At 61.4% G+C, this 11,657-nt stretch carries 7 protein-coding genes and 1 pseudogene; 3 read left to right on the forward strand and 5 right to left on the reverse strand.

The annotated features are described in order from the left end of the window. Positions 1-108 precede the first annotated feature (108 nt). Together MKK55_RS09040 and MKK55_RS09045 are read left to right on the forward strand one after the other, a co-directional pair. Positions 109-465 (forward strand): annotated as a pseudogene (locus tag MKK55_RS09040) (transposase); the annotation flags it as partial. Between the two features lie 24 nt (positions 466-489). Then, on the forward strand, positions 490-714 hold the full coding sequence (locus MKK55_RS09045; protein ID WP_243934317.1) for a hypothetical protein: 225 nt from the start codon (positions 490-492) through the stop codon (positions 712-714). A gap of 309 nt (positions 715-1,023) precedes the next feature. On the opposite strand, the gene MKK55_RS09050 is transcribed toward MKK55_RS09045, so the two are convergent. Then, entirely contained in the window at positions 1,024-3,237 is a 2,214-nt protein-coding gene (locus MKK55_RS09050) for a putative bifunctional diguanylate cyclase/phosphodiesterase (RefSeq protein ID WP_243934318.1), read from the reverse strand. A gap of 836 nt (positions 3,238-4,073) precedes the next feature. Here MKK55_RS09050 and MKK55_RS09060 point away from each other — a divergent pair. Next, positions 4,074-5,891, forward strand: coding sequence for a response regulator (locus MKK55_RS09060; protein WP_313898957.1), 1,818 nt, complete (start codon positions 4,074-4,076; stop codon positions 5,889-5,891). 338 nt (positions 5,892-6,229) lie between these two features. Here MKK55_RS09060 and MKK55_RS09065 read toward each other — a convergent pair whose 3' ends face one another. From MKK55_RS09065 to MKK55_RS09080, 4 genes are all read right to left on the reverse strand, one after another. After that, positions 6,230-8,464 (reverse strand): putative bifunctional diguanylate cyclase/phosphodiesterase, encoded by a 2,235-nt coding sequence (locus tag MKK55_RS09065; protein ID WP_243934319.1) that lies wholly within the window; start codon positions 8,462-8,464, stop codon positions 6,230-6,232. Positions 8,465-8,479: 15 nt separating this feature from the next. Then, entirely contained in the window at positions 8,480-8,809 is a 330-nt protein-coding gene (locus MKK55_RS09070) for a hypothetical protein (protein ID WP_243934321.1), read from the reverse strand. 7 nt (positions 8,810-8,816) lie between these two features. Continuing rightward, on the reverse strand, positions 8,817-10,508 hold the full coding sequence (locus tag MKK55_RS09075) for a methyl-accepting chemotaxis protein (RefSeq protein ID WP_243934323.1): 1,692 nt from the start codon (positions 10,506-10,508) through the stop codon (positions 8,817-8,819). Positions 10,509-10,792: 284 nt separating this feature from the next. Further along, positions 10,793-11,281: a PAS domain-containing protein gene (locus MKK55_RS09080; protein WP_243934325.1), complete on the reverse strand. Its 489-nt coding sequence runs from the start codon at positions 11,279-11,281 to the stop codon at positions 10,793-10,795. Between the last annotated feature and the right edge of the window lie 376 nt (positions 11,282-11,657).

Consider the following 11,657-nt stretch of genomic DNA (forward strand, 5'->3'; position numbering starts at 1 on the left):
CATCAAGCTCACGCCGCGCATGTGTCGCGCTGCCCGCGCCCTCGTGGGCTGGCAGCAAAAGGATCTCGTCGAGGTGTCTGGCGTCCCCGGATCGACGATCGGCGCCTTCGAGACGAAGCGTTGAAGATCACGCCCGGTCAGGCGCATGACGGGCGCTCGGCGACCAACATGCTGGGCGGGTTGGGTGAAGTCCAGGTCCTGCTGGGTGACCGGGCCTATGACAGCGATGCGCTGCGAGCCCGGATGTCCGAGCAGGGTGCTTGGGCGAACGTGAGGCCAATGCCCAACCACAAACAGGTCCTGGCCTTCAGCCCGTTCCTGTACAAGTACCGCAACCTGGTCGAGCGCTTCTTCAGCAAGATTAAGCACTTCCGCGCCGTCGCCACCCGCTACGACAAGGATCCCGACAACTTCCTCGCCAGCGTCAAACTCGCTGCCGTCCGGGTCTGGCTGCGAACTTTATGAGTCCGCGACCTAGTGCCGCCGGCAGTGCAGACCGACCTCACCCCGGGACAGGCGACACGCCAGGAATACCTGCCACTGGCCGACTTCATCGACGAGGTCATGTCGCTCTTCCGAGAGCGGCCCACCCCGCGTGAGATCCTGGTGCAGCGGGTCGGCTTCCTACGCAACGCCGAGGCGGAACACCGCTTCGAGGAAGCGGTGACGACCCTCAACGAGATGGCTCGCAAGGCCCGGGAGGCGCAGCAGTAAGAACGAAGGGCGCGGTCGACGATCTATGCTCCACCGTTTGGCCCGGCGAAGCGAGGTCTTCTTTCGGCCGCGCCAGCGAGCACTGTTTCTCACCCTTCTCACACGTTGCTGCATACAGCCATATGCGTCAGTAAAACGGTCGGATATCCGACATATTAGAGGATTGGATTAATATCGTGAATTCGTAAAAAGCCGTGATGCGGTCTCGTAATTATCATACGCGTACACTTACATTGGACAGGATACAGCCTACACACATATATTGGTTAATAAGACAAAACAACAATACAGTAGATAATAAGATAATTTCTAGGATGACGAGCCGCTAGTACCCGAACCCACCCTCCAATTATTGTGGTGAAGACACGTTTCTCCGAAGTGCTTGGCTGCCATCGGCCGACCAAAGAGATAGCCCTGTCCTTCTGAGCAGTGCTGACGCATGAGTTCGGCCTGCTCACGCGTCTCAATTCCCTCTGCAATGACATCAAGGTTGAATCCGCGCGCTAGGTTAGAGATCGCCTCGACGATCGTCTGGTCCTTTCGGCTACGCTCGACGCCGCTGACGAAGGAGCGGTCGATCTTCAATCGTGTGACTGGGTAGTCCTTCAGCATCGTCAGTGAGGCGTAGCCGGTGCCGTAATCGTCGAACGCGATACCGACGCCGAGATCTCGTAGCTGTGCCAAGTCCGCTTTGATGCGACCGTCACTCTGAAGAATTATGTTCTCGGTGATCTCAAGTTCGAGCGCTTCCGCGGGTAGGTCGTAGTCGCCGAGGACCTGCTCGACCACTTGTGGCAAGTCCCCGGACCTAAACTGGGCTGCAAACAGGTTCACGCCAATGCGGAAATGGCTCAACCCAATTTTGCGCCAGTTGGCTGCTTGCTCGCACGCGGTGCGTAGGATCCACTCGGAGACGGGAACGGCAAGTAGGCTCGACTCAAGAACAGTAAGAAATGCGGCTGGGCTGACAAGACCACGCTCGGGATGGTTCCAGCGGATCAGGGCTTCTGCCCCGGTGACAACGCTGGTGTCGAGGCGAACCTGGGGCTGATAGTACATCTCAAATTCACGTCGTTCCCACGCTTCTCGCATACCAGAACTTACGGACGTGCGTGTCCGAGCGACCGAACGGAGATCCGGTGTAAAGAGGCTCACCCGGCTCTTGCCTTCTGCCTTGGCGCGGTACAGGGCGAGATCGGTGTCGCCGAGGAGTTCATTAGGCTCCCACGCTACGCCATGGGTCACTGCGATCCCGCCGCTAGCGCCGACATAAACGGATCGCTCGTCGACCTCGATGGGTTCTTCGATGATGGCGATCAGGCGTTGGCATAGGGAAGTGGCAGCCACCGGATCCGCGATCTCGGTCAGGAAAACAGCGAACTCGTCTCCTCCGAGGCGGGATACAAGACCGGCATGACCGACCTCGCTGACAAGGCGTTTGGCCACGGTTTTAAGGACCTCATCGCCTGCGGCGTGACCGAGACTATCATTGACATCCTTGAACCCGTCGAGATCGAGCAGGAGTAGCGTTGCAGCCGAGCCGGTGCATCCCGCTTCCGCCATCCTCTCGGAAAGCACCTTACGATTTGCGATGTCGGTCAGATGGTCGAACTCCGCCTCATGCTTGAGACGTTCCTCGGCTCGTCGCCGATCGGTGATGTCGCGAGCAATCGCCCCGAAACGGTGTTCACCTCCTTCGATCCAGTGCGATAAAGACAGCTCAATCGAAAACTCGGTGCCATCTCGACGACACGCCGGAACGCTCACGACTGCCCCCACGAGTTTGGTTGGTTGACCAGCGACGGCACGTGCTAACCCAGCTTCGTGCAGCGCCCGGAGAGGGGGCGGCACAATGATGGTAAGAGGCTGGCCCATCGCCTCCGCGGCGGTGTAGCCGAAGATTACTTCCGCCGCCTTGTTCCAGAATAAGATACTGTTCGATCCATTGGCGCAGATGATAGCGTCAGGCGATACGGCGGCAATTGACTCGAACTGTTTGCGACTGTCGAGCTGCGCTAGCTTTAGCTTGCGCGCTTCCAACCGCTCCATTACAAGACGGGCAAGATCTTCAAGTGTTTCACGATGCTCGTTGGAAAAGTCGATGCGCGGCGCACTATCCAGGATGCAGAAGCTGCCGACTACGAAGCCGTCAGGCGTGATGAGTGGTGCACCGGCATAGAAGCGAATATGTGGACCGCTCGTGACGAGTGGCGAGGATGAAAAGCGCTCGTCTAGGGTCGCATCGGGTACGACCATAACCTCGTATCCGCGAATGGCGTGTGTGCAGAATGAACCCTCGCGATCCGTTTGGCATACATCCATACCGATCCGAGCTTTGAAGAACTGGCGATTTGCGGCAACAAACGAGACAAGCGCAATTGGGATCGCGAATATACGCTTGGCCATTTGGACAATATCATCGAATTCCCGCTCCGGCGCCGTATCGAGGATGGCATACCCATCAAGAGCAGCTAGACGTCCGCTCTCGGTGTTAAGCAGCGGGTTTGCTCGTGTTGTGGGCATCGGAATGATCCGCCAGACTTCGATCGAAGTGCCTCGCCAGCAAGCAGAAGCCGAGCGAACAAACAGCGGACCAGCTGCTTTTCCGACGCCGCTCAAGCCCTTACGCGCAATTATCAAATGATAATTGTTACCATTCTCCTACAAGGCCTATTGGAGCGAGCCCGGCTCACAGTGCGGAAGCAGCATGTTCGATCTCAACGACAACCGGCATGTCGATTGAAGGCCGCCAAAGGGCGAACTGCAGCTGGAACGTAAGGTGACCGACACACGCTTTCAAACTCGACCTAAACTTCCTACCAGAGTAGACAAGAATTTACACCCATCTCTCCTGAAACGTCAGACGAACTTCCGGACTTATGAAATGCTATCTGGATTGTTTTCGATCCATTTTTGATGCTCGGAATGTCCGCTCATGTGTCGGTCGACAAGGCAAAGGCCTATGACTGGAATAGGTAATTTCCGCCGCGCCGCTACCGATCAGGCCGTCTGTAGATCGGACACTGTCGACAGACGTTTCGGAGGGTTTTGATACCATCATGGACACCAACGGCCTCGTAAGTCGGTGGTGCGTCGGAAACGACTATGGTTCTACGCTTCACCATCGACCTCTGCTGGGCCCGGACGTATCGCTTGAGGGGACGTCGGCTTCGCTCAGCGGTGCAAATTTAAAAGCGTATCAAAGTCATCGAATGATGGGTTCGGGATTGGAAAGATACGATATTATTTTAGGTTACACGCCGTATGCACGCTCTAGTGACACGAATGGTCTTCGTGTGCGTTGTATCCGGGAGCAAGTTCCGAGGACATGAATTTTGACTAGGATCAGAGCGAAGGGCTTGCAGGAGCTCCTTCGCCAACAAACAACGCTTGCCCGATTTGGGGAACTCGCTCTCCGATCTGATGACCTCGATGAGATTTTGACGGAGGCCTGCCGCTTGGCGGGGGAGGCTCTCGGGACCGATCTCGCCAAGGTCGTCGAGTTGCAGGAGGACGGAAAGACCCTTCGCGTGCGCGCGGGGGTCGGGTGGAAGCCGGGCGTCATCGGAAAAGCGACGATCACCGCCGAGCATGACACGTCGGAAGGGCATGCGCTGCGGACGGGTGAGCCCATGATCTCCCCCGACATCGCGACGGAGACGCGTTTTCGCTACTCGCAGTTCCTGATCGATAACGGCGTCAGGGCGGTGGCCAACGTCCTCATCATCGGCGGTCATGGGAGACCGCCGTTCGGCATTCTCCAGATCGACAGTCACGTTCCGCGCCAGTTCACCGAAAGCGATACGTTCTTCCTGCGCAGCTATGCCAACTTGATCGCAGGTGCCGTGGACCGCATCCGCGTCGTCGGCGAGGTGCGGGACCGGGAGGCGGGCTTACGGACCGTTCTCGAAGATCGCGTCGCCGAACGCACCCGCGAACTGACCGATGCCAACGCCAGACTTCACGCCGAGGCCGAGGAGCGCGGACGGATCGAGGAGGCGCTGCGTCAATCCCTCAAGATGGAAGCAGTTGGTCAGCTGACCGGGGGGCTCGCGCACGATTTCAACAATCTCCTCGCGGGCATCTCCGGCAGCCTCGAATTCATCCGGACACGCATCGCCCAGGACCGCGCGTCGGAGGCGGCGCGCTACATCGACATGGCGATGACCTCGGTCGACCGGGCCGCCGCGCTGACCCATCGGCTCCTCGCCTTCTCGCGACGTCAGACGCTCGACCCCAAAGCAACCGATGTGAACAGGCTGGTCGCCGGCATGGAGGATCTGTTCCGGCGGACCGTTGGGCCCGGGATCGCGGTCGAGACCAGGCTCGCGGCGGATCTCTGGCCGGCGCTGTGCGACCCGAACCAGCTTGAGAACGCGATGCTCAACCTCGTGATCAACGCACGCGACGCCATGCCCGACGGCGGTTTCCTCACGATCGAGAGCCGGAACAGTATCGTCCCGCATTCGCACGACGGTGCCGACAATGCACCGGGGAGCGTGCCGCCGGGCGAGTACATGGGCCTCTTCGTGACGGATGGAGGCACCGGCATGCCGCCCGAGGTGATCGCGCGGGTGTTCGAGCCGTTCTTCACGACCAAGCCCCTGGGCGAAGGCACAGGCCTCGGCTTGTCGATGATCTACGGCTTCGTCCAACAATCCGGCGGCCACGTCCTGTTGGGAAGCGAGTCCGGCGAAGGAACCGTGGTGTCGATCTACCTGCCGCGGCATCACGGGGCGGCGGACGGCGTCGCGATGGCAAGCGCAGCATCCAGCCTACCGCTCGCTGAGGCTGGCACCGTCGTTCTTGTGGTCGAGGACGAGATCGCGCTGAGGATGCTGATCGTCGAGGCGCTATCCGAACTCGGCTACAGCGTGTTGGAAGCCGAGGATGGGAAGGCTGGCTTGCGGATCATCGAATCCCGCGCCTGCATCGATCTCCTCCTCACCGATGTCGGATTGCCCGGCGGCATGAACGGACGCCAGCTCGCCGACGCGGCGCGCGTACACAGCCCCATGCTGAGGGTCCTGTTCCTGACGGGCTATGCAGCGAGCGCAGCCGTCAGGAACGGCAGCATGACGTCGGGCATGGAGATCATGAGCAAACCGTTCGCCCTCGACGCGCTCGCAGCAAAAGTTCAGACCATGGTCAGTCATTCTGGCCGTCATTACGCGTAACACGTGAAGCAAATCCGACGTCAGTTCATTGTCCTTTCCGTAGGTTCGAATTACAAAAGAAGCTAAGACTGATAGTCTTGTATTTCTTAAAATATGATTTTTTAGAGCCAGATGCGCAGCTCAAAATAAATTGCCATGAGCCAACACGAATTTTCAGGCCCGTATCCATTCCATAGGCTATCATACCGCAAATATGTTTAAAAATGTGATATCTATAATAATAAAACAAATTATAATACTGTGATATACGCCGCAATATGCACTCAGAAAGAGGATAATCCACCATAAAATTAAATTGAATGTTTCCTACGCAGAAGACTGTTCACTATTTTTTGATATCAGGCAGCATTTACGCTAGTGTGACTTGGATAGTCCCCAGTCTGTGTGACGTCTACGCCTTGGTCGTCTAGGCCATAGCGTACCGCGAACGCGTCCGCTGCCATCGGTCTTCCAAATAGATAGCCTTGCGCCTCCTGGCATCCCTTAGCCAGCAAGCGACGGCGCTGCTCATCAGTCTCAATCCCTTCGGCGATCACCTCCAGACCGAAACTGCGGCTCAACTCGATCACCGCCCGTACGACCGCTGCATCTTGCTGGTCCTCGCACAGCCCGCTGACGAAGCTGCGATCGATCTTGAGGCGTGACAGAGGAAACCGCTTGAGCAGGCTGAGCGAGGCGTAACCGGTGCCGTAATCATCGAAGGCGATCCCGACGCCCATTGCGCGCAGGGCCAGCAGCGCCGCGACCACACCGGGATCGTGTCGCAGGATGATCGTCTCGGTGATCTCCAACTCCAAGGCGCCTGCCGCCAACCCGGTTTCCGCGAGCACCGAGCCGACGCGCTCGACAAGATCTCCGCGGCGGAACTGCGCCGCGCAGAGGTTAACCCCGATCTGGAACGACGGCAGGCCGCCGTCACGCCACGCCCGCGCCTGAGCGCAAGCGGTGCGCAGCACCCAGTCGCCGACCCGAGCCGCGTCCGGCCCTTCGTCGAGCACAGCCAGGAACGCGGCCGGCGCGAGCAAGCCCAGCTCGGGGTGCTGCCAACGGATCAGGGCTTCGGCCCCCGTAAGGGCGCCGTCGGACAGGCGTACCTGCGGCTGGTAGTGCAGCACGAACTCACCGCGCTCGACCGCCCGGTGCAATCCTTCTCGGCAGGCCCGATGGCGTTGCGCGGCCTCGCGCATTTCAGGCGTGAACAGGCGACAGCGCCCGCGCCCGTCAGCCTTGGCGCGGTACAGGGCGGCGTCGGCGCAGATCAACAGATCTTCCTCAAGCGCACCATGCGCCGGGCTCAGGACGACGCCTGCGCTGGCGCCGAGGCGCAAGATCGAGCCCTCGACGTGGTATGGCTGCGAGAGCGCCGCGATCGCCGCCTCTGCGGTGCTGACGGCTACAAACGGATCGCCCACGCCCGGCAGCACGACAGCGAATTCGTCTCCACCGAACCGGGCTGTGACACCGTCGGGGCCGACGCTGGCGCGCAGACGCCGGGCGGCGGTCTGCAGCACGGAATCCCCGACGCCATGGCCGTGTGCGTCGTTGACCTCTTTGAACCCATCGAGGTCGATCATCAGAACAGCCGCCGATCGCCCACCCGAGATTGCCGCCTCGATCCGTCCGCGGAGGACTGCGCGGTTGGGTAGCTCGGTCAGGGGGTCCAGGTGCGCGAGGCGGAACAGGCGGTCCTCGACGGCACGGCGCTGACGCACGTCGCGGACGATGGCACCGAAGGCGGCGTGTCCCTCCTCGCGCCAGCTCGACAGCGACAGCTCGATCGGGAACTCATCCCCGTTCCGGTGGCAGGCGATCAGTTCGACCGTTCGACCGATCAGACCACCAGCGGCGGCGCTCGCGATCCGACGCAGGTCGCCCTCATTACCTCCGCGCATCCGCTCGGGTATGATCAGGGCGACGGGCCGGCCCAGCGCCTCAGGTACCGTATGTCCAAACAGGCGCTCGGCCGCCGCGCTCCAGACGGTGATCTGACCGCAGCTATCCGCACAGATGATCGCATCGGGCGAGGTCGCTGCCACGTGCTCGAACCGAGCCTGCAGGGTACGCCGAGCGACCTCCACGCGGCGCAGCTCCAGCCGATCGAGCGCAAGACGGGCGAGATCGGAGAGGGTGCGCCGGTCGGCCTCGGTGAAGACGGTGCGTGGCTCGGGGCCGGCGAGGCAGAGCGTGCCGATGGCATGGCCGTCAGCGGTTCGCAGAGGTGCTCCCGCATAGAAGCGGATGAAGGGCTCGCCGGTGACGAGCGGATTGTCGTGGAAGCGTGGATCGTGCGCAGCGTCCAGCACTACAAGCAGATCGTCCTGCGCGATGGTCCGGTCACAGAAGGCGATGTCCCGGGCAGTCTCGCACAAATCGATGCCGACCTTGGCGTGAAACACCTGCCGGTTGCGATCAACGAGCGAAACGAAGGCGGCAGGCGTACCGAAGAGCCGCGCGGCAAGTTCGGCAATGTGGGCGAGTGCGGGATCGGGGGGGGCATCGAGCCAATCGTGCGCGGCGAGCGCCCGCAGGCGGGCTTCCTCGTCGGGTGAGGCGGAGAAATCGGACACCGTCATGCTCCGGGATCGAGGTCACAGGCCCGGACAGTCGACCGCGTTAGACGCGTCGGCGGCACGGTAGGCGCGAGCGAGTTCGCCGAAACGCTCGAACTCGGCGAGTAGGGCTCGGCACTCGGGATGCCCGGATGATGGGAGCTGACTGTCCGCCAGGCATACGTCGAGCCGATCGAGTTCGAACCGTAGGGTGTCGACGAGGGAACCGAGCGATAGCCCCAGAGCGCGGATCTGCGGCTCGCGCCGGCCGAGGTCGGCACCGTCCGCGAAGGCTTGCGTCAGGGCGGCGCTGAGACGAGCTGCACCCTCGGGGTTCAGCCGCCCGGTGAACGATAGGATCTCGGCCATCGCAGCCTCACGCGGCCCGTACGGTGGCGAGGAAGCGTCCCACCTCGGCCGTCAGGGTCTCGGCCTGGCGCGACAGCTCGGAGGCCGCGCCCAGCACCTGGCTTGCCGCAGCCCCCGTCTCCTCGGCCGCGCCCGCCACGCCGGCGATGTTGCTCGTGACCTCGCCCGTACCCATCGCCGCCTGGCTGACGTTACGCACGATCTCCTGTGTCGCCGCGCCCTGCTGCTCAACGGCGGCCGCAATGGACGTTGTTACCCCGCTGATCTCCTGGATCCGGGCGGTAATGCCGCCGATCGCCGTGACAGCTTGACCCGTGGACGCCTGGATGCGTGCGATCTGCCCTGAGATCTCGTCGGTCGCCCGTGCCGTTTGTGAGGCAAGCTCCTTGACCTCGGCAGCGACCACCGCGAAGCCGCGTCCCGCTTCACCGGCGCGCGCCGCCTCGATGGTAGCATTCAGCGCCAGAAGGTTGGTCTGTCCGGCGATGGTGGAGATCATGCCGACCACGTCGCCGATGCGCGAGACCGCCGTGCTCAACTCCTGCACCAAAGCGCCGGTTTGATCGGCCTCGGCGACAGCTTGCTGTGCGAGGGCGGCAGAGCCATCGACCTGGCGTCCGATCTCCTGAACCGATGAGCCAAGCTCCTCGGCCGCTGCGGCGACAGTGTTGACGTTGGTGGCGGCCTCCTCGGCGGCAGCGGCCACGGTCGTGGATTGGCTCGCCGTCTCGGTCGCCGTCGCGGTCATCGTCTGGGCTGTCGCCTGGAGCTCGGTCGCCGACGACGAGACCATGCCGATGATCCCGCCAACAGCGGCTTCGAAGCCGTCAGCCATCTGACGCATCCCAGCTTTACGCTGCTCCTCGGCTGCAAGACGTGCCTGCGCCGTATCTGCCTCCAACTGGCGGGTGCGGATCAGGTTGTCCTTGAACACCTGCACCGCGGTCGCCATTGCACCGATCTCGTCTCGGCGGCTCCGATAAGGCACCTGGGACTCTGCATCGCCGCTGGCGATGACTGTCATTGCCTTTGTCATGGCTTGGATCGGCCGCGACACGCGCAGCAGGCCGAAGGCGGCAGCAGCTATCGCAGTGGCAAGAGCCAGCACAACTGCAACGTAGGCGGCGGTCGTCGCAGCACCAATCTCGGCGGTTGCAGCGTCCGCATCGCGCCGGGCACTAACCTCGTTCAAAGTCACATCGCGCTGGAGGGCTGCACGCGCATCGTTGTACAGGCTGACCGCCTCTGGCGCACTCATCAGGGTGAGTGCGGCGGCCTGCCGACCAGCTTCCATCAGGCGGCGCATCTCCGCATCGGTGCGCTCAAAACGGCCCCAAACCATCGCGAAGGCATCGTAGAGTGCGCGTTCCTCGGGTGACGAGACCATCGGCTCGTAGGCTTGGCGGGCCGCGGCAAGCTTATCGTGCATGGCCGCCAGTTGGGCCTCATTTTCGGCGAGGCGGGCGGGCGTATCGGACAGGCTGAGTAGCCGCAGCTGCTTGATCCGCACCTCCGAGGTGGCTGCGCGGATTTCGTTGGTGGCGATGACGGAGGGCAACCAATTGGTCGTCACCTGCACGACGCTGTGGCGGATGCCAGCGAGCTTCAAGATGGAAAGGGTGCCCTGTGCCGCGCAGATCAAGGCGAGAAGGCCGAAGGCGATGGATAGCGTGGCCTTGAGGGAGAGGTTCGGGCGCATGCAGCCGGGTTCCGATCGTGACGGGCGGGTTGGATCGATGCCACGCTGCCACACGCCTGAGGCAGCACACGGATGTACGACAATCTCGTGCGAGAGCGCGGGATGTATGAACAGGGAAGCCTATCTAAGAGGCCGTTCTTACTGTCAAAATTAGGTTATAAATGATTAATTAAACCTTAATATGCAGGACAATCGATCGACAATACAAAGCTATCAAAAGATCAAATACTGAAATGGTCCTCAATGCACGCAAGGCCAATCTTATAAATTGATTGAATCGCGGGTTACTCGTCGGACGTAGGCGCGAAAACGCCGAGGCCCCGCAGGGCGCCAGGTAACAAGTCGTTACTTATCGAGCTGGGCTCGTAGCGCCCGCCACTGCTCCCAGCCGGGCGGCCGACCCGCCGCACGACCTCACGCTCGAATGAGATGAAGGCCTGAATACCGCCCTCGGTATCCCGCAACGGCCGGCAGTCGATCTCGGCCCGGTACTTGGCTCCGTCGCCGCGGTAGTTGGTGACGTAGCCGTGAAACCGCTCGCCTGAGGATAGAGTGCGGTGGAAGGCGTCAAGCGTCTCCCGGCGCGTCTCCTTGCCTTGCATGAAGCGCGGACTCTGCCCGACGATCTCGACCGGGTCCCGGCCGACTAGCTGCCCGAACGCGGGATTGGCGTAGAGGATGATCGGGCCCGGACGTTCGATCGCCGCATCCGTGACCACGATGCCGATCGAGATGTCGTGCGCAAACGCCTTGATCCACTCGACGATCGTCATTCAGCTCCAGCGCATGTGCCGCTCGCGTACGGTGCCGATCTTCAAGACAGCTACGGCCTCGACGTTCCATAGGACGCCCTTATGCGCACGGCCATTTCGTCGGGAAAACGGTCGATTTCCGGACATACGATATGATAGGACGGATGTCCGAGAAGGGTGGATTTCAGCTGGTCCGCTTTGGGGCAGCTATCCTCCAAAGCAGATGGGGTGGATGGCTCCCGCTCCGACTGACGGCATCTCGGTGCCAAGATGTGGTTGCTGTCAAAGCAGCAGCCACGCAGATGCAGGAGCCATCCCCATGGAGATCACCACCGTCGGCATCGATCTGGCCAAGAGCATTTTCCAGGTTCACGCCGTTGATGCAGCTGGGCACGTC

This window comes from Methylobacterium sp. J-059, assembly GCF_022829485.1.
Lineage (GTDB): Bacteria > Pseudomonadota > Alphaproteobacteria > Rhizobiales > Beijerinckiaceae > Methylobacterium.